Source organism: Gilliamella sp. W8128 (assembly GCF_016100545.1).
Taxonomy (GTDB): domain Bacteria; phylum Pseudomonadota; class Gammaproteobacteria; order Enterobacterales; family Orbaceae; genus Gilliamella; species Gilliamella apis.
The window spans coordinates 229,528-249,939 of record NZ_JACFSE010000004.1 but is presented as its reverse complement, the minus strand read 5'-3'; the positions used below and the strand labels follow the sequence as shown (position 1 = coordinate 249,939).

16 protein-coding genes, 1 tRNA gene and 1 CRISPR repeat array are annotated in these 20,412 nt (G+C 34.2%); of the genes, 14 read left to right on the top strand and 3 right to left on the bottom strand.

Translation table 11 applies throughout. The features are described from left to right. Window positions 1-3 precede the first annotated feature (3 nt). Together ubiD and H3U97_RS05750 are read left to right on the top strand one after the other, a co-directional pair. Window positions 4-1,467, top strand: a complete 1,464-nt coding sequence (ubiD, locus tag H3U97_RS05755) for a 4-hydroxy-3-polyprenylbenzoate decarboxylase (RefSeq protein WP_065577767.1) — start codon at window positions 4-6, stop codon at window positions 1,465-1,467. A 114-nt stretch (window positions 1,468-1,581) separates the two neighbouring features. Further along, entirely contained in the window at window positions 1,582-2,652 is a 1,071-nt protein-coding gene (locus H3U97_RS05750; protein WP_198198481.1) for an SEL1-like repeat protein, read from the top strand. Window positions 2,653-2,663: 11 nt separating this feature from the next. Here the strand turns inward: H3U97_RS05750 and ppc are convergent, their stop codons facing one another. Then, entirely contained in the window at window positions 2,664-5,306 is a 2,643-nt protein-coding gene (gene ppc, locus H3U97_RS05745) for a phosphoenolpyruvate carboxylase (protein WP_198198480.1), read from the bottom strand. 329 nt (window positions 5,307-5,635) lie between these two features. Between ppc and H3U97_RS05740 the strand changes: the two genes are divergently transcribed. The 12 genes from H3U97_RS05740 to H3U97_RS05685 all read left to right on the top strand — a co-directional run bounded on the left by H3U97_RS05740 (window position 5,636) and on the right by H3U97_RS05685 (window position 16,385). After that, window positions 5,636-6,127 carry an NADH-quinone oxidoreductase subunit J gene (locus tag H3U97_RS05740; protein ID WP_065577764.1) on the top strand — a complete coding sequence of 164 codons (492 nt, stop codon included), beginning with the start codon at window positions 5,636-5,638 and terminating at the stop codon, window positions 6,125-6,127. Window position 6,128: 1 nt separating this feature from the next. Continuing rightward, the gene (nuoK, locus tag H3U97_RS05735) at window positions 6,129-6,431 is read left to right on the top strand and encodes an NADH-quinone oxidoreductase subunit NuoK (protein ID WP_065577763.1); all 303 of its coding nucleotides are present in this window, start codon (window positions 6,129-6,131) and stop codon (window positions 6,429-6,431) included. Beyond that, window positions 6,428-8,275 (top strand): NADH-quinone oxidoreductase subunit L, encoded by a 1,848-nt coding sequence (locus tag H3U97_RS05730; RefSeq protein ID WP_065577762.1) that lies wholly within the window; start codon window positions 6,428-6,430, stop codon window positions 8,273-8,275. Before nuoK ends, H3U97_RS05730 begins: the two co-directional genes overlap by 4 nt. A 16-nt stretch (window positions 8,276-8,291) precedes the next feature. Next, window positions 8,292-9,836, top strand: coding sequence for a NuoM family protein (locus H3U97_RS05725; RefSeq protein ID WP_198191932.1), 1,545 nt, complete (start codon window positions 8,292-8,294; stop codon window positions 9,834-9,836). 6 nt (window positions 9,837-9,842) lie between these two features. Further along, window positions 9,843-11,561, top strand: a complete 1,719-nt coding sequence (locus tag H3U97_RS05720) for an NADH-quinone oxidoreductase subunit N (protein WP_065577760.1) — start codon at window positions 9,843-9,845, stop codon at window positions 11,559-11,561. A gap of 182 nt (window positions 11,562-11,743) precedes the next feature. Then, entirely contained in the window at window positions 11,744-12,073 is a 330-nt protein-coding gene (gene yajC, locus H3U97_RS05715; protein WP_065577759.1) for a preprotein translocase subunit YajC, read from the top strand. Between the two features lie 58 nt (window positions 12,074-12,131). Then, a complete protein-coding gene (gene secD / locus H3U97_RS05710; protein WP_081298790.1) occupies window positions 12,132-13,988 on the top strand; it encodes a protein translocase subunit SecD in 1,857 nt (618 codons plus the stop codon). A gap of 15 nt (window positions 13,989-14,003) precedes the next feature. Then, on the top strand, window positions 14,004-14,999 hold the full coding sequence (secF, locus tag H3U97_RS05705; RefSeq protein WP_198198503.1) for a protein translocase subunit SecF: 996 nt from the start codon (window positions 14,004-14,006) through the stop codon (window positions 14,997-14,999). Between the two features lie 123 nt (window positions 15,000-15,122). Further along, window positions 15,123-15,198 (top strand) — tRNA-Ala (locus H3U97_RS05700). An 84-nt stretch (window positions 15,199-15,282) separates the two neighbouring features. Further along, the gene (locus H3U97_RS05695) at window positions 15,283-15,600 is read left to right on the top strand and encodes a chorismate mutase (RefSeq protein WP_065650830.1); all 318 of its coding nucleotides are present in this window, start codon (window positions 15,283-15,285) and stop codon (window positions 15,598-15,600) included. Window position 15,601: 1 nt separating this feature from the next. After that, window positions 15,602-16,114, top strand: coding sequence for a ClbS/DfsB family four-helix bundle protein (locus H3U97_RS05690; protein WP_198198479.1), 513 nt, complete (start codon window positions 15,602-15,604; stop codon window positions 16,112-16,114). A 37-nt stretch (window positions 16,115-16,151) separates the two neighbouring features. Next, window positions 16,152-16,385 (top strand): hypothetical protein, encoded by a 234-nt coding sequence (locus tag H3U97_RS05685; RefSeq protein WP_065577746.1) that lies wholly within the window; start codon window positions 16,152-16,154, stop codon window positions 16,383-16,385. Between the two features lie 84 nt (window positions 16,386-16,469). On the opposite strand, the gene H3U97_RS05680 is transcribed toward H3U97_RS05685, so the two are convergent. Both H3U97_RS05680 and cas3 read right to left on the bottom strand, forming a co-directional pair. After that, entirely contained in the window at window positions 16,470-16,700 is a 231-nt protein-coding gene (locus H3U97_RS05680; RefSeq protein ID WP_198198478.1) for a hypothetical protein, read from the bottom strand. Window positions 16,701-16,967: 267 nt separating this feature from the next. Continuing rightward, window positions 16,968-17,485: direct repeats of the CRISPR family, unit length 29 nt; unit sequence CGGTTTATCCCTATGTGTATAGGGAACAC. A gap of 119 nt (window positions 17,486-17,604) precedes the next feature. Further along, complete coding sequence (gene cas3 / locus H3U97_RS05675; RefSeq protein WP_198198477.1) at window positions 17,605-20,313, bottom strand: CRISPR-associated helicase Cas3'; 2,709 nt, start codon at window positions 20,311-20,313, stop codon at window positions 17,605-17,607. Window positions 20,314-20,412: the final 99 nt, after the last annotated feature.

Below are 20,412 nucleotides of genomic sequence, written 5' to 3'. Positions count from 1 at the left end.
ATAATGGCATTATCTAATTTTCGGGATTTTTTAGATTACCTTGAACAGCAAGGCGAACTGAAACGAATTAGTTATCCGGTTAATCCTCATCTTGAAATGACAGAAATCGCTGATCGTGTATTACGTTCACAAGGTCCGGCATTATTGTTCGAAAATCCAATTGGTTATAAAATCCCAGTGTTGTGTAATCTTTTTGGTACGGCTAAACGAGTTGCTATGGCGATGGGGCGAGAAGAAACTACAGAATTGCGAGCAATTGGCGAATTGCTCGCTTTTTTACGAGAGCCTGAACCACCGAAAGGTATGCGACAATTTTTTGATGTTTTGCCTAAATATAAACAAGTTCTCAATATGCCGGTAAAGCGTCGTTCTTCAGCACCTTGTCAGGAATTAATTTTTAAAGATGATGAAGTCGATTTAACTCAATTACCTATTATGCATTGCTGGCCAGGAGATGTAGCCCCACTTGTAACTTGGGGGTTAACAATAACCAAAGGTCCTCATAAAGAGCGTCAAAATATTGGTGTTTATCGCTTACAATTATTAGGTAAAAATAAATTAATCATGCGTTGGTTATCACATCGTGGTGGTGCGCTTGATTTTGCTGAATGGCAAAAATCTCATCCAAATGAAAATTTTCCGGTTAGTATCGCAATAGGCGCAGATCCAGCCACTATATTAAGTGCCGTTACGCCAGTGCCAGATACATTATCAGAATACGCTTTTGCAGGATTGTTACGAAATAGTCGAACTGAAGTTGTTAAGTCATTATCAAATGAATTAGAAGTGCCAGCAACAGCTGAAATTATTCTCGAAGGTTATATCGATCCCAATGAACTAGCTGCTGAAGGCCCTTATGGTGATCATACTGGTTATTATAATGAAGTTGAAAAATTTGCCGTGTTCACGGTAACTCATTTAACTAGACGCAAAGATGCCATTTATCATTCCACTTATACCGGTAGGCCACCAGATGAACCGGCAGTAATGGGATTAGCATTAAATGAAGTGTTTATTCCAATATTACAAAAACAATTTCCTGAAATTGTTGATTTTTATCTTCCACCTGAGGGATGTTCTTACCGAATTGCTATTGTCACAATCAAAAAACAATATCCAGGGCATGCCAAAAGAGTCATGATGGGTATTTGGTCCTATTTAAGACAATTTATGTATACTAAATTTATTATTGTTTGTGATGATGATATTAATGCAAGGGATTGGAAAGATGTTATGTGGGCTATATCAACAAGAATGGATCCACACAGAGATACTACATTTGTTGATAATACTCCAATTGATTATCTAGACTTCGCTTCACCTGTATCTGGCTTAGGGTCTAAAATGGGATTGGATGCTACAAATAAGTGGCAGGGTGAAACAAATCGAGAATGGGGTAGCATTATTACTAAAGATGAAAAAGTGGTTGCCCATGTTGATAAAATTTGGCAGGAACTTGGTTTGTAATATATTTAACTAATTAATGGGAAAGTAATGGATAAAGTTAATTGCAAAACAAAACTATTCCCTTTTGGAGCAATTATGTATAATTATTGCCAATATTATGGCATTTAGACAATTATGAAAAAACTTCAAATTATATTGGCTTTGATGTTATTTATCTCTTATGGAGTAATGGCAAGTGAAGCTAAAACACAGCCTGATACGGAATTAAAAGTGAGCGACCCAGGTTCACTAATACCTTCTTTATTGCTTGCTGCTGAAAAGGGTGATATGCAATCACAATATAATCTCGGTACCATTTATAAACAAGGGTTAGGTGTTGAAGTTAATGATTTAAAAGCATTTTTTTGGTTCAATAAAGCTGCGGAACAAGGATTAGCTAAAGCACAAAATAATTTAGCTTATATGTATCAAAATGGATTAGGAACCAAAGCGAATTTATCTGAAGCATTCAAATTTTTTAAATTGGCAGCTGATCAGAATTATCCTTTAGCTAAATATAATTTGGCGTTAATGTATAAAAATGGTGAAGGAGTTGCTAAAGATATTTCTGCTGCGATTAATTATTTTACCCAAGCAGGCGATCAAGGTATTTATGATGCCTATTTAAATCTGGGTATTATGTACTTTTTTGGTGATGATGTAGAAAAAGATCGAATGATTGCTGCTGATTGGTTTAGTCAAGCTGCAAAAGATAATAATGCTGAAGCACAATATTATTTAGGATTAATGTCTCAAAATGGTGATGGTTTAACTCAGGATTATGTTGCAGCACTTTATTTTTATACGCAAGCCGCAGAACGAGGTCATGTATTGGCGATGTATAATTTAGGTATTATGTATGCAACTGGCTCGGGGACAAGACCAGATAATACTCAAGCAGCTCATTGGTTTACTAAAGCAGCCGAGGGTGGTAATGCTGATGCCCAATATAATATTGCTGTTATGTATGATGTCGGTGGTGGGGTCCCTAAAGACGAACAAAAAGCTATAGATTGGTATAATAAAGCCGCCAATCAAGGAAGTGTTGATGCTCAATATAATTTAGCTATTAAATACCTTGAAGGTCAGGATGTTAAACAAAATATTAATGTAGCTATTTATTGGTTCACCAAAGCTAGCGAGCAAGGTGATGAAGATGCTAAAGCATATTTGGAACAACTTTCTCAAAATAAAAAGGGCGAATAAGCCCTTTTTTATTATCCTGAATTTCGCATTCCTGCTGCAATACCTGAAATTGTTATCATTAATCCTTGTTCAACAATACTATTTTCATCATTATTTTTACGAGAACGACTCAATAATTCGGCTTGCAATAAGTTAAGTGGTTCAATATAAGTATTACGCAATGCGACTGACTCGGCAATCCATGGTAAGTCAGCCATTAAGCTAATATCATCCGTGATGGTTAGTACAGTATTGATATCTTCAGTTAATAAATTTCTTAATTCATCACCTAATGGCCATAATGTAGAGGAAACTAGACGTTGTTCATAATATTCATGAATATTTGGTGCTGCTTTGGCATAAACCATTTCTAGCATTCCTAAACGAGCATTAAAAAATGGCCAATTATGATACATATCTTGCAATTGCTCTTTTTTACCTTCAAGGATAACAACTCTAAGTGCACTACCTGCACCAAGCCATGAAGGCACCATTAAACGGTTTTGAGTCCAAGCAAAAATCCATGGTATTGCACGTAGGCTCTCAATTCCACCACCTGTTCGACGTTTTTGTGGACGGGAACCTAATGGTAATCTACCTAGTTCTGCTTCTGGTGTAACTGCTCTAAAATAATCAACAAATTCAGCTTTTTCTCGAACATAGCTTCGATAGCATTGGCAAGAATAATCTGACATTTCATCCATAATATCTCGCCAGACTTGCTTAGGCTCTGGAGGTGGAAGTAAATTTGCTTGTAAAATCGCTGATGCATAAAGCATTAAGCTACTAAGTGCAACCTCAGGTAGACCAAGCTTAAATCTAATCATCTCGCCTTGTTCTGTAACACGTAAACCACCTTTAAGTGATCCTGGTGGTTGTGAAAGTAAAGCCGCATGAGCTGGTGCACCACCACGTCCAATTGAACCACCACGACCATGGAATAATACTAAGTTAATATTATATTTTTCAAACAAATTGACTAATTCTTCTTGTGACCGATATTGTGCCCATGACGCAGCAAGTGTTCCTGCATCTTTCGCAGAATCTGAATAGCCAATCATTACCATCTGTTTGCCATTGATCTTTTCACGATACCAAGGAATATCTAAAAGTTTTTGCATAACAGATTTAGCATTATTTAAATCTTCTAAGGTTTCAAATAATGGCGCAACAGGAATATTTTTTTGGCAATCAACACTTTTTAGAAGTAAATAAACGGCCAAGATATCAGAAGGTGCTTTGGCCATTGAAATTACATAAGAAGCAATTGATTCCTCACCAGCTTTTTTGATAACTCGGCAGGTATCTAACACTTCTTGAACCATTTCATCAGGTTGCCAATTATAAGGAAGTAATGGTCGATTAGATTGTAATTCAGCTAATAAAAATTCCTGTTTTTCTTCTTCTGTCCATGAGGCATAACTACCTAAATTAAGTTCTTTAGTTAAAGCGTCTAATGCTTCTGTGTGTATAGAACTATCTTGACGAATATCTAATCGAACTAATTGCAATCCAAAGCTTTTAATACGTCTTAATGTATCTAATAATGGCCCATGAGCAATAGTTGACATGCCATTCTCTATTAAAGATTCATAACAGATATAAAGTGGTGTCCATAATTGTTCATTTTTAGTCAAAAGATCGGCTGGCGCTAAAACTTGCTCATTGTTTAATAGTGAAATGATATAACCGTGGGTTTTAACTAAACGAGATCGTAGTTGTTTCATTACGGCTCGGTAAGGCTCTGATGCAGTTTTATTTTGTTCGTTTAATAAATCAATAACCGATTGACTACATTCTGTCATGGATAATTCACGAACTAGAATCTGAATATCCGCTAAAAATAATTCAATTGCTTTTAATCTGGCTTGTAACATGACCTTTTCTGTCACCTTAGCTGTGACATTTGGATTGCCATCTCGATCTCCGCCCATCCATGAGGTAAATTTAACTGGTACATGTTCAACGGATAGCTCTTCATTAAATGAATCAACTAGTTGATCATTGAACTCACGTAAAAATAGAGGAACACCTTCCCATAAACTATCTTCAATAACCGAAAATCCCCATTTAGCTTCATCAAGAGGTGTAGGGCGTTTTTTACGAATTTCGTCGGTATACCATGCTTGGCAAACGAGCTGTTTTAAACGACGCATAATCCGTTCTTTTTCATAATCGGCTAAATCATTATGGTCAAGTTGTGATAAACAACTATTAATTGCGGTATAAGTATTAATCATTGTGCGGCGATTGATTTCGGTTGGATGAGCAGTAAGTACTAACTCAATAGATAAATTATCAATCGCTTGTGAAATAGTCTGAGGAGCAAAATTTAAGTTTTTAAGTGATTTGAATAATTCAGTCATCTTTTTAGGACTACTTGATGCTTCGCCATGAGGCGAAATACCATAATACTCTGCAGCAGTGTTAACTAAATTTAAAAACTGGTTAAATGCACGTGCAACATGAAGTAGATCTTGATCATTAAGATTCTCAATTAACTTAAGTAATTCACTATGCGCTTGTTTATTTCCTTGTTGCGCCGATTTGGATAACTGACGGATTTTTTCGACTAAATCGAAAGTTTCATTACCTGTTGCGCGTTTAATTGCATCGCCTAATAGGGTGCCTAACATATTGACGTTACTTCGCATTGATGAGTATTGATTATTCATTCTATTCTCTACTTGTTTATATTTTTGCCTAAGTGCGTTTAAACTGTATGATTAAAATGACAATTTAAAGAAAAAGGTATAAATATAGATTAATTGCTCAGGATACATACTTTATAACAATGTTGTATTGAATTTAAATAATAAAATTTTATGGATTTTATTATTTCTATTGTTTTTATTATATTTGCTAAATAAATATTCTTACTATTATGAAAAGTTAAAATTTTATTTAGAAAGACTTTTTTGTATTAACACTGCGTTAGTAAACTGTATATTGTTGTCAATTAAGTATATACTAATGCCATTATGAATAAGTATTGGATGAATTAATGATCGTTGTTTTTTATATCGCATCGATAATTGCTGTTTTTGCAAGTATAAAAGTGATTTTTTGTCGGCGAGTAGAAAAAGCAATTTTATATCTGGCTATATCACTTTTTGCATCAGCATTAATATTTATTCTCCTTGAAACATATATTTCGGCTGTTTTATATATTCTTTTTTTTATTGGTGGAGCTGTCATTCTGTTTAGGGCTGTTTCTTTAATGCTCGAAATGCGTCGCGACAATGTTGAAAATGGTAAACATGGTATCAGTCCCAAAATTTGGCTAGGACCATTAGTTTTAGCGTTTATTTTATTAGTTGTTCTTATTTATGGCGTAGTAAGCACTGACTATACACAGTTCACGGAATCTCATGAATTGATGCACCAAATGTCAATCTATGCTTATGTATTAATGGCTGAGTTAGCTACATTTTTATTATTAGGTGCTGCAGTTATATCTTATCATTTTATGCATCGAATGCTGTCGGAGAAATAATGTGATACCACTTATGTATGGTTTGATTTTTGCCTCTATCTTATTTGTAATAGGGCTTTTAGGGGTAATGATTAGACGTAATCTCTACTTCTTATTGTTAAGTCTTGTCATCATGAATAATGGAGCCATTGCAGCACTTTTTGTTGCAAGTAGTTATTGGCAGCAATCTGATGGAGAGGTGCTTGCTATATTAGCGGTAACGGCGGTATTAGCTCAAATATCTGTCGGGCTTGCTTTACTGGTAAAATTAATTTATCGACGTAAAAACTTTAATATTGACTCATTGAGTGAAATGAAAGGATGAATTTACTTTATTTAACTATCATTGTTCCATTATTATCTTTCTTGATATTAGTCTGTTTTGGGCGACAAATACAATCCATTAATGTTATGTTAATCGGGATTTGTACGATGTTTCTTGTTGGATTAATAACAATATTTTCTTGTATTGATTTTACTACCAATACTGTTCCTGATATGACATTGGTTTATACAAGAAATTTATGGACTTGGTTTTCAGTCGGTGATTTTGAAGTTCCTATATCTTTAACACTAGATGGCTTATCACTAACATTCTTAGTATTAATATCATTCTTTGGTTTATTGATTTATTTTTTTGCCGCCTGTTATTTAAAATCGAGAAAAGATATTTATACTTTTTATGCATATAGCAATTTACTTATAGCAAGTGTGTTAACGGTTGTTCTTGTTGATAATTTGTTTGTGATGTTACTTGGTTGGGAAGGGGTGAGTATAAGTACTTACTTACTTATTGGTATCTACTACAAACAAGCTCGCAATAGTTATGCTGCCGTTAAAGCATTTGTTATGATGCATTTAACTGATATTTTTCTAATCATAGGTATATTCTTACTTTATCAGACTTTAGAAACATTAAAAATTAGCGATATTTTAATAAAAGCGCATAATGATTTAGCTGTTGATTCAGATATTATTTTTTGGATTACGTTAATGTTATTTCTTGGCGCTATGAGTAAATCTGCGCTTTTCCCAATGCATTCATGGTTCAAAGAAACAACACTAGCACCGATGCCAGCGGTTGCGTTATTGCAATCTTCTACTGTTATATTTGCTGGTGTTTATCTGGTCTTAAGACTAAGCAATCTGTTTATGATGTCAAGTGATACGCTTAATATAATGCTTTTATTTGCTTCTTTGACTGTTATTTTTGCCAGTAGTATTGCTTTGGTTCAAAATGATATAAAACAGATTATAACTTATATCAATTTAGCGCAAATAAGTTATCTATTTTATGCATTTTCGACCCAGAGCTGGAATTTGTCATTAAGTTGTTTGATTAATTATGCTGTAACTAGCACATTACTCATTCTTGCTTCTGCAATTTTAATCAAACAGTGCCAAGGTGAACGAGACATCAATAAACTTGGTGGCTTGTTAAAGTCTAATCGAGTTTTATATGCAATCTTCTTAGTAATCATGTTATCACTTAGTGCCTTACCGTGGGTGTCAGCATCATTTTATATTAAAGGTGATATTATTTGGGGATTAATGGCTCAAGATAGTTTAATGGCCGGTACTATCGGCTTATTAGGTATTTTATTGTCTAGTTTATGTATTTGGCGATTGATATTTTTGGTTTTCCATCATTCAATTAAAATTGAAAAGATAATAAGAATCAGAAAAATAAATTATTATCCGCTTTTTATCTTATTGATATTTACTACGGCACTGTTTATTTACTTGCCATTGCCGATAAAAGGGATAATCCCAATAGCCAATTTAGATACGCAAGGTCAGATCCCATTTAGAATATTGCTGTGTGCAGTAACCTTATTAAGTTTAGTCATTGCCTATATTCTTTATGCTCATCCGAACGCTGAAGTTCATGAAATTCTCAATACTCCGATGATCAAATCGTTAGGAAAATTATGTAAAAGTGATTGGCGATTTGACTATTTGTTAAATAATGTTTTTGTAAAACCATATATTTATTTAGCAAACTTATTGAAAAAGGATCCATTAGCCTTATGGGATGATTGGATTATGTGGGGGATAAAGAAAATAAATGCTTATATTGTCAGTTTAGAAAACGGACAAATAAGATGGTATATGGTTTCAATGGTAATAGGTAGCATTATTATATTAATGTTATTGATTTTTATTTGATAAAGGTGTGAACTTAATGTTGTTATGGCTTGTTTTCTTACCTGTAATTGGCGGATTTATTGGTTGGCTTTGTCATGTATTTTTACAGAGAATCATGACTTCAACCGATATACAGTTGCGTTGGCAACGTTTACCAATGATGATTGCTCTTATAACCATATTAATCACGTTTATTTTGGTAATTGTTTTATGGGCAGATGCAAGCAGTTCTTTAGAACAAAGTCCAAACTGGATTAAAGAAGTTAATATTGATTGGATCCCTTTACTTGGTATTCATTTTCATTTGGTATTAGATGGTTTATCTTTGATTGTTATTAGTTCAACACTCTTTGTTGTATTGTTAGTTATTGTTTATTCTAGTAAAGAAAATCTTAATAATGTCGGATTATTTTATTTATGTGTATTATTTATGGCATCAGCCATTATGATGTTATTTGTAATCACTGATCTGTTTTTAATGTTTTTCTTCTGGGAAGCGGTAGCTATTCCAATCTATTTTTTAATTTCGTTGTGGGGCAGACGAGATTTAAATTCACAATTACGTTTTAATGGTGCTAGCAAATTTTTAATTTACACTCAGATAAGTAGCCTACTAATGCTAATATCGATTGTATCATTGGCTTTAATCAACTGGAACATAACGGCGAAATGGACTTTTGATTATCAAATTTTAACTAATACGCCGATTTCAAGTAATACCGAATTTTTATTAATGCTAGGCTTTTTAGCTGCTTTTATTATACGTATTCCTTTAATCCCTTTTCATAATTGGTTTATTGAAGCACATATTGAATCGTCAACAAGTGGTTCGATGATGATAAGTGGTTTGTTAGTTAATACAGCGGCATTTGGTTTATTACGTTTTGTGATCCCACTTTTTCCTAATGCTTCGCTAACGATTATGCCGTTTATTTTAGTGTTGGCTATATGTACGTTGTTTTATACCGCTTTACTTGCTTTTAATCAGACAGATATTAAGAAGCTGATTGCTTATATCCATATTGCTTTAATGGGATTTGTCACGGCTATTATTTATAGCGGCTCAGTTATTGCTTTCCAAGGTGTTGTTATTCAAATGATAGCTGTTAATTTAGCTATTGTTGGTATGTTTATAATAAGTGGTTTGTTAGCAGAATGTTATTTAACCCGAAACATTAATCAATTCGTTGGCTTAAAAGAGCAAGTAAAGTATTTGTCTTCTTTTACTCTATTTTTTATGTTAGCTGTGTTAGGTATTCCAGGAACGGCTAACTTTGTTGGTAATTATATGATGTTATTAGGTAGTTATAACTCATATCCTTATTACACTATCTTACTGGCAATTGGATTATTGTTATTGTCGATATCGTTAATTATTCGCATGCAACCTATTTTTTATGGCGTAGTTGATAAAATTACGGTTACAAAACACTTGCTGAGTAAAAAAGATATTTTTCTATTGTCTAGTGTGCTTATTGTATTAATTTTTATTGGATTATATCCAAAAATGGTTTTAGATATGTCTTATTCTATTGTCAACCAAACACTGCAATATATAATTACTGAAAGAGTGGGAGAGTAATAACTTATGATAGCTTTATTGCCAATATTTATATTGAGCTTTGCCATAATAGTTTTGCTCATCGCATTATTTATTTTCAAAATAGATACTAAAAAATGTGCTACTTTAACCATATCGGGATTAATTTTTGCATTAGTTTTCTCAGCAATTTTGGGGTATAAAATTTCATTTAATACCCAAGCAATATCAGATATTAGTAGTGACAATATGCAAATATCTGTTTCTTCGCCACTAGATACTAGTGATAAAACGCCTGCAACTGAACAAACGGTAGCTATTGATGCCGTACCTACAGAACAAGAAATCACTACCTCGGAAAATTCGGAAATTACAGAGTCTGTTACAGAAAATAATGATATGGTTGGATCGTCACCTAATGTAGATGATACTCAGCAGAATGATGCTAATAACGAATGGGGAGCTCATCATGTTACTGCGTTATTTACTTGTGATGGTTATGGGTTACTTTATACAAGCTTAATTTTAATCATTTCAATTGTGGTCGCATCATTAGCTTATCGATGGTTTGTACAAGAAGAAATCAACCATGGATTATTCTATATAATTTTACTATTTATGACATTAGGCGGAATCACTTTAGTTTATGCTAGTCATTTAATGTCATTCTTTCTTGGAATTGAATTACTTTCGATTCCATTTATTGGCTTAATCGGCTATCAATACATCCAAACCCATGCGCTAGAAGCTGCGATTAAATATATGATTTTGTCTGCCATTGCTAGTTCATTTTTGTTAATGGGTATTGCTTTTTATTATGCTACGACTGGCGAACTGACATTTAGTGGTTTAAGTTATCAATTATCAACCATGACCTATCCAAGTACATTATTATTAATTGGTATTTGTTTAATGCTAGTTGGTATTGGTTTTAAACTTTCGCTGGTACCTTTCCAACTTTGGTTACCTGACGTTTACCAAGGGGCTCCGACAGTTGTTTCATTACTACTATCAACGGTAGGTAAAGTCGCCGTGTTTTGTGCTATTGCCAGACTATTTTTATTAGCACCAATAGTAAATAATGAAACAATCCGTATTATTTTGGTTATCATGGCCTTTTGTTCAATTTTATGGGGAAATTTATTGGCATTAATGCAAAGTAGCTTAAAAAGGTTATTGGCTTATTCCTCAGTTGCCCATTTTGGCTATCTTTTGCTGGCTTTAATTGCCGTGCAGTATCAGGTGCTCGCTTTAGAAACAATAGGTGTTTATTTAATTGGCTACATTTTTGCCAACATCTGTGTTTTAGGCGTGATCAGCTTAGAATCCCATTCCAATGAGTTACAGGATCATGAAAAGGAAATTGATCTTTCAGGATTATTTTGGCGTCGCCCTATTTTAGCCTTGGCAATGGGAGTTGGTTTATTATCTCTAGCAGGTGCACCACTTACAGCAGGTTTTGTAGGACGTTTTCTTTTAGTACTATTAGGTGTGACGGCTGAGTTATGGTGGTTAATTGCTGCAGTAGTGATTGGTAGTACTATAGGTTTATATTTCTACTCACGACTTATTCTTAATCTTTATATTAGGCCGCCTATCAGCCATGATGATTTCTCAAGTAATAATTCTATTATTAAATTGAAATGGCAAGATATAAAAGTGAGTGAATTATTTATTGTTATCGCAGCATTATTAACCATGGTATGTGGTGTTTATCCTAAATGGTTATTTAACTTGGTTAGTATGGCACAATATTTAACGACTTAATTTTTTTGCTGGTTCATTGTTGGCGGGTACTGTATTTATTTAGTTAATTGAATAAAATTGTTAATAATAGAGATATTTGTTGTTGACTTAAAAGATATTGGCAAGAAATAGTTAATAATCGATTTATTTATTGTGTTATAATTCTGCACTTTAATATTTTTATATTCATTAAGAGGACCAATATGGACTTTTTTATTTCTAATGCATACGCAGCTGATGGTGCTCAGCCTGGTGGCGATTACATAATGCCAATTATGTTGGTGGTGTTTGGGCTATTTTTCTATTTTATGATTATGCGTCCACAACAAAAACGTGCTAAAGCACATCGTGAGTTAATGGCTTCTATTTCAAAAGGTGATGAAGTATTAACTAATGGTGGACTTATTGGTCGAGTATCAAAAGTTAATGAAAATGGTTATATTGTGTTAGAGTTAAATGATACAACTGAAGTTGTTATCAAACGTGACTTCATCACATCGGTATTACCAAAAGGAACAATGAAATCATTATAATAGATTTTGCTATTATAATTCATTGTATTAATTATCTAATCCCACAAGAGAATATGTCGTGCTAAATCGCTATCCTTTGTGGAAGTACATTATGTTGGTCGTCGTGATTTGCGTCGGCCTACTTTATGCTCTTCCAAATATTTATGGTGAAGATCCCGCTATACAAATTTCAGGTTCAAATAGTGCCGAAATTAATGTTGCTACGCAAGATAAAGTCAAACAACTTTTGGTGAAAAATCAAATTGAACCTAAATCACTAGTTTATGAAAATAAATCTATTTTAATTCGTTTAAGTGATAATGATACTCAGCTGAAAGCTAAGGAATTAATATCACAAGAATTAGGTGATGATTATACTGTTGCACTAAATCTAGCGCCTGCAACACCATCATGGTTAACGATGATTGGTGCCGAACCCATGAAATTAGGGCTTGATTTGCGTGGTGGTGTGCATTTCTTAATGGAAGTAGATATGACTACTGCGTTAAGTAAATTGACAGAACAATCGATTGAAAATTTAAAAGCAGAGTTCAATAAAAATAATCTAAATTACAAAGCATTAAATAAAAGTAGTAATCAACAAATCTTAATGCAATTCGATAATACAGAAGATCGAAACAAAGCTATTACTAAAATTAATGGATTGCAAGATTATGAATTAACTTCGCAAAGTGAAAATAGCATCGTTATTAGTGTCAGCCAACAGCGGCTACAACAAGCTAAAAGTGATGCTGTACAACAAAATACCACCATTTTGCGTAATCGTGTTAATCAATTAGGTGTTGCTGAACCAATTGTTCAACGTCAAGGTTCTGATCGTATTGTTGTTGAGTTACCTGGTATTCAAGATACTGCATTAGCTAAACGAATTTTAGGTGCAACTGCAACCCTCGAGTTTAGACAAGTAAATGAAGATGGTTCAACTGACTTAGAAGCTATTTTAAAAGGTGAAATGCGTGTTCCATATGGTTCTGAAATAAAATATATGGAAAATGGTCGTCCGGTCTTACTTTATAAACGTGTAGTATTAACAGGTGATCATATTACCGATTCTTCATTTAGAGTAAATGAATATAGCCAGCCTGAAGTTTCTATTAACTTAGATAGTGCTGGCGGCAAAACTATGCTTGATTTCACGCAGAAACATCTGAAAAAAGCAATGGCAACATTATTTGTTGAATATAAAGATACAGGAAAACGTGATGAAAATGATAAACCTATTCTTGAAAAACAAGAGAGAGTTATCAATGTAGCAACGATCCAAGGTATTTTTAGTGACCGATTCCAAGTAACTGGGATTAGTAGTGTTGATGAAGCTAGAAACTTATCACTACTATTAAGAGCAGGTGCATTGATTGCGCCGATCCAAATAATTGAAGAACGTACCGTTGGTCCGTCAATGGGGCAAGAAAATATTACTCAAGGTTTAGAATCTTGTGTATGGGGATTATTAATTTCGGTAATCTTTATGTTAGTGGTATATCGTTTATTTGGTGTATTCGCTAGCCTTGCATTAGTTGCAAACTTAATTCTTATTGTTGGTGCAATGTCTTTATTACCTGGGGCAACATTAAGTATGCCAGGTATTGCCGGTATCGTACTAACTGTAGGTATGGCGGTTGATGCGAATGTTTTAATTAATGAGCGTATAAAAGAAGAGCTCAGTAATGGTCGAGGTGTCCAACATGCAATTAACGAAGGTTATGCTGGCGCTTGGAGTAGTATTTTTGATGCCAATATTACCACATTAATAACTGCGATTATTCTTTATGCAGTAGGTACAGGTTCTATCAAAGGCTTTGCCATTACATTAGGTATCGGTATTGTAACATCGATGTTTACCTCGATCGTAGGGACTCGAGCTCTGGCCAATCTTATTTATGGTGGTCGTCGCGTCAATAAGTTATCAATTTAGAGGTTTATTGTGACTATTAATAAAAAAGAAAATCATGATGTTAGAGAATTAAATCATGGACGAAGAGTACTCGACTTTTTAAAATTTGGCTTCATCGCTTTTGTTATCTCAATGTTATTGGTTATTGCTTCATTTGTGGTTGTTCTTGTTAAAGGCTTTAATCTTGGACAGGATTTTACCGGTGGCACCACAGTTGAACTGACAGTAACTAAAGCCGTAAATCTTGATGATTTACGTAATAGTTTACGTGATGCAGGTTATCATGAACCAGTCGTTCAGTATTATGGCAGCAGTAAAGATATTATTATCCGTTTAGCCACCGCCAATCAAAATGAGGGTAGTGCATCATCTGCAATTGATAATGCATTAGGTACTAAAATCTCTAATTTAGTACATAAAGATATTGATAGTAATGCTGAAATTAAGCGAGTTGAATTCGTTGGACCTACGGTTGGTTCTGAATTAGCTCAAGATGGTATTTTGGCGATCTGCGCCGCATTAATATGTATCTTAATCTATATTGCATTTCGATTTGAATGGCGATTTGGTACTGGTGCTGTTGTAGCATTAGCGCATGACGTAGTCATTACCGCTGGCTATTTATCACTCTTTGATCGTGAATTAGATTTAACCATTATTGCAGCAATGTTATCTATAATTGGTTATTCACTTAATGATACTATCGTTGTATTCGATCGAATTCGTGAGAATTTTAGAAAAATACGACGTGCGTCGCCATATGATGTTATCAACATCTCATTAACTCAAACATTACATCGAACCTTAATGACATCTGGCACAACGTTAGCCGTTGTTATTATCTTATATATTTTCGGTGGTTCAATGTTAAAAGGTTTCTCTGAAACATTAGGGGTTGGTATTGTGTTAGGTACAATTTCATCAATTTACGTAGCAGCATATATGTCGCTTAAATTAGGTGTGAAACGTGAACACTTTATGCCACCAAAAGTTGAAGCAGAAGGCGCGGATCAAAACGCAATTTTACGTTAATCATTCAAGCTCTGTCATAGCCTGACAGAGCTTTGTTAGCTTTTTTTTTGAGCAAATAATATTAATTTATTTGACACCCTTTAACTAGTTGCATATTATTAGCCACAGTTTTTTATCCCTTTAGGGGCCATAGCTCAGCTGGGAGAGCGCAACGCTGGCAGCGTTGAGGTCAGGGGTTCGATCCCCCTTGGCTCCACCAATTCTAAATTCTGCAATTCAAATCCTTTTAGAAATATTTATACAGTGCTAAGATAGCAAAACTAGCAATTATTAGTCATTAAATATGATTCAATACAATCCAAAAATCTTAGCAAATGAATGTCGTGATATGAATGATATTCGAGCGGAAATTGATAATATAGATCATCTGGTAATTCAATTACTCGCAACTCGTTTTGACTATGTTAAAACAGCAAGCCAATTCAAAAAAAATGCTACCGATGTGCAAGCTAAAGAACGTTTTAATAGCATGCTTGAGCAACGTAAACTTTGGGCTGATGAGTTAGGTCTCAATGGCGATGTAATTAAAGAATTGTATGCTAACTTAGTTAGATATTTTATTGATGAAGAATTAAAGTATTTTAATAATAATGGTAAATAAAATGAATTACGCCAATAAACAACAACTATTAGATGAAATTAATAAAACAGCTAAGCTATTTATTGATGAATTCAGTGGATTAACCGAAGCGGAGAAAGATAAACTGATTGAAGGTGTTGATCGAACACCAGCCCAAATGATAGCTTATCAATTAGGATGGTTAGATCTTGTAAAATCTTGGGATGATGCCGAACTTGCTGGGCAAACGCCTATACTACCAGCGGAAGGATATAAATGGAATCAGTTAGGTGAATTATACCAACATTTTTATAAAATATATCAAGATTATTCATTACAAGAACTGATCCAATTATTTAAGCAAAAACTGACTACTTGGAATAGTTGGATTGAGTCATTAGATGATAATACGCTTTTTACTAAAGATGCTCGCAATTGGACAAAACCTTATCCTTCAGCATGGCCTGTGGCACGATTTATTCACATTAATTCAGTTGCACCATTTAAATCCTTTAGAACTAAAATCAGGAAATGGAAAAAACTAAATTCACATTAGTAACATCATAACAATTTTTTTAAATGGATGGAAAAAAATGGCCTTTTCAGAATTAGAAAAAGAACAATTGCTACAACTTAAATATGTTGGCGATAAAATTATTGAAAGATTACAACAGATGGAATTAGATTCCTTCGAAAAACTACGTAATAGCAATTTAGATGAAATATTAAATAAAGGTGCTTTACTAACTGGATCATCATGTTGGAAAAATAGCCATCAAGCTAAAACAGCCATCCAAAATATTTTGGCTTGGGTTAATCAAAGCTAATTAATATTTTATTCTAACTAATTACTAAATCTATGCTTATCCCTATGTATATAAGGAACAACCTGCGCAGTGTGCCATCGAGCGTTAAGATTTTATTTTTTTGTTTTGGCTTACTTTCTTGATACCATGGTGATAATGCTTGCCATGGTGTATACCATCAGGTGATTCCTGTGTATTAAAGCGTACTTCATGAATATCAAGTAATGTTTCACTTATATGATTAAATAAACAATGTGTATCGAGCAAAGCAAATTCTATGTTGATTAGTGCGTCTAGTGCATCTTGTACATTGAATTCAATATTTACGCCAGTCATTTTTTTACCTATACTATTTAAAAGGTATTCGCGGGCAGTCTCCGACAGGACCTCCAATCCCACGCGCAGCCTATCCAACGTGTCGGCGATTGGGTTTTAAGTTATGCTCATTTAAACACTCTAATACAGCTAACATTGTCTTAACCTCACCATCAATCATAAAACGTTAGATATAGCGACGGCGAACTACTGATTTTTGCAGATGATCAAAGTATTCCATCCTCACCCAAATCTAGCCAGGCAGTTTTAACGAATTAGCCAGTAATAAGGTGTATCCCTATATGTATAGGGAACACTCCAACACCACGAACGGTCGCACTAAACTTACCGGTTTATCCCTAAGTGTATAGGGAACACACCATCAACAAAATCAGGGAAAGAATTATCGGCGGTTTATCCCTAAGTGTATAGGGAACACAAAGCCAACCCGGATCATGTCTAGTGCAAACTGCGGTTTATCCCTAAGTGTATAGGGAACACATTCGCTCGTCAAAACGTGGGCGGTTGGCACGCGGTTTATCCCTATGTGTATAGGGAACACTTTTAGACATATCCTTCATGTGTGCGATATCTCGGTTTATCCCTATGTGTATAGGGAACACTCACAATATTGTGCTATCTTATAAAGAGCAAACGGTTTATCCCTATGTGTATAGGGAACACATAAAACAGTTAAGAATTTGCTCGAGGAGAGACGGTTTATCCCTATGTGTATAGGGAACACTTAAAAACGGCTGTCACTCTGCCAGCGACACGCGGTTTATCCCTATGTGTATAGGGAACACCCTAATTATAACTAATTGTTTTATAATTGAAATATAAGGGAGTAATTTTTTACCGATTTTTTCTGTATGAAATTCACTCAACTTATTGCCAGTTAAAATTATTAATATTTAACTTTAAATTAATTTAGATAAAAGCCTAATTCCTTGGAATAAAAAGAAGGTTCTTTTTCTGTCTCAATTAACACAATAATGGCATTTGGTCTATGTATTTGTTGTCTCAATTTTTCTAGATGCTGTTGGTCAAGTTGTGGGACGGCTTTTTTAACTCTAGCCCATTTAGATGCACTAATTGTAACATGGCTTTGTTCCCATGCGTATTCGTTACTACTACAGTAAGGAATAACTTTTCCATCTTGTTGATATGCTAAATAAAGATCAATATTATCTTTTGATAAACGGGTTGAAACTTCAATTTCCTTATCCCATTCACCATTGAACTGTTCACGGCTATAGCATTTATTAAAATTCAATATAATACTTTTAGCTTGTGAACTTTGTCCTAGTTGTTGTCCTAATGCTTGATAAAAAGCCTCTTGTAAACCTTCTGGTGGTTCAAGATCATGGCGATAAACAGCTTCTATAAGTAGTCTTGCCTCTTCAGGCATTGTTATAACACCTCTTTCACGTAAAACCCGTTGGGTAAACCATAAATAGGCATGATTAGCGTAAACATATTTAGTATTGCAAAATTCTGGATTATCTAGCCAATCTTCACTTGGATCATCCTGCCATGTTGGCGCAAATACGGTCAATATAGGTTGATTTCGCTCATCACGTGGTTGATTTTGGTGGGTGGGTGATTTGATATTTCCGTGTTTATCTCGCACATGTCGTTGTAAACGCCCTGCACGTTGAATCAATAGATCAATAGGTGCAATGTCACTAATCATTTCGTCAAAATCAAGATCTAATGATTGCTCAATGACTTGAGTCGCAATTATGATTTTTGCCGAGCGAATGTTGTTATTTGAGGTTTTTCCCGCCCATTCGATAGTTTTTTGCTCGATAGCCAAACGATCACAATAAGCAAAACGACTATGAAATAGCAAAATTTGCTTACTATCAAGATGCAAATTTTGTTTTATTTGTTGATATAAACTAATGGCATCAGCCACACTATTTTTTATCCAACAAATAATTTTTCCTTGCTCAATTGCTTTCTTTATTTTTTCTATACCGGAATTGATATTATCAATCCAGTCAATCTTAACTTGTCGCTTTACTTCATCTCTTGTTTCTATTGCTTGTTCGACTAAGTTTTTTTGATTTAGTTGAGTAAATAAAGGAAAAGGTAAATCTGTATTAAGTGTTAAAGATGATGGTGTTGATGTTAATCCATTATAGAAGGCGTTAAGCAATTTTTCGCGCAGAAAAAATGGTAAAGTCGCAGTAAGAATAATTGCACTGCCACCTTGCGATGCATGATAATGCAATAATGATTCTAATAGTTTTACCATATAACTATCATAAGCATGAACTTCGTCTAAAATAAGTAATTTATGACGCAACCCTAATAATCGTAACGATTGATGTTTAAACGGCATTACAGCCATCAAAGCTTGATCCAATGTACCAACCCCAACTTCCGCCAGTAATGACTTTTTACGAGTATCGACAAACCATTCATTGCACTCGCTACTGGCTGAATTATCATTGTTGAGATATTTTTGCTGACTAATATTATCTAAATTAATTATTGTTTGAGTAAAAGTCGGATTCATGTAACTTGCACCATGAGCCAAAACCAGAGATGGATGGCTATCGGCTTGATACAATTGACCGTAGATCTGTGCCGTTCGTTGATAGATACCATTAGCGGTTGCTTGAGTAGGCATACCGATGTAAATACCGTGAGCTTTCCCGGCAGCCATTAATCTATGAGCCAAAATCATAGATGCTTCGGTTTTACCGGCACCGGTGACATCCTCCATAATAAATAATTCAGGTTCAATATTGGTTAATTGGCAGGATAGTGCTTGTTGCTGTAGTGGTGTCGGTTTTTCTATAAATGGAAACAGGTTTTTAATTCCATTAAAAGGAGTAATGGAGGACCTTTTAGGTAAAGTTGTTACGGCTTTTTCAGCATTAGCGAGTGCATAGTTTACCCAATACTCCGATAACTCCATTGATTTTGAACAAAAAGGGAAAAATTCCTCATTGGAACCTAACCAATCGCTGATAACTGTTATGGCTGCGATTAACCAGCTCAGTTTGCTGAGAATTTTGCGAGATTTTTTATCAAAAAAACTAGTGTGGTAACCAGCTAACCGATTATCTACAATAAACAACTTATTAATTGCTTTAATATAATCTAAAGATGCTTGTTTATCTTGTGAATTAAATGCTAAGTTGCCTTTGGCATCTAAGATTGGTGGCTTGCCATGGTGGCCGGTCATGATTAATAACCAAATATTATATATTTGGTCAATATTATAATTGTAATGTTCTAATTGGATTTCTGATTCTTGCATTAAATAATTCTTCCATAACCAGTGTCCAAGAGAATCATGTCGAGTTAAATAACTTTTGGCAGGATCTGGAGCGACAAGATTGGGATTATTGTGTTTGAATAATTGCTGAAATCCATTAGCGAATTTGCCAATATCATGCCAAGCTAAAAAATAGGCGAACCAAAGGGCGGCTGTTTCTGTCTCATCTGATGAAAAACCAATCTGTTCAAATAGCTCTGCAGAATTAAAATAATTGTTTTTTACTATATGATATCCACAAGCTGCAACATCTAAATTGTGGTAGGCTAAAAGGTGATAATTATCTGACTGATCGCCTTGTTGGCATTTTCCCCAATATTTGTAGAATGATTCAAGCATTAAAACGGATATCCTTATTTTAGATGATTAACTGGTTGGAATATTTAGCTGAGTATCATTAATGATTCTAAAATAATAAAAGAATATCGATTAAATTGC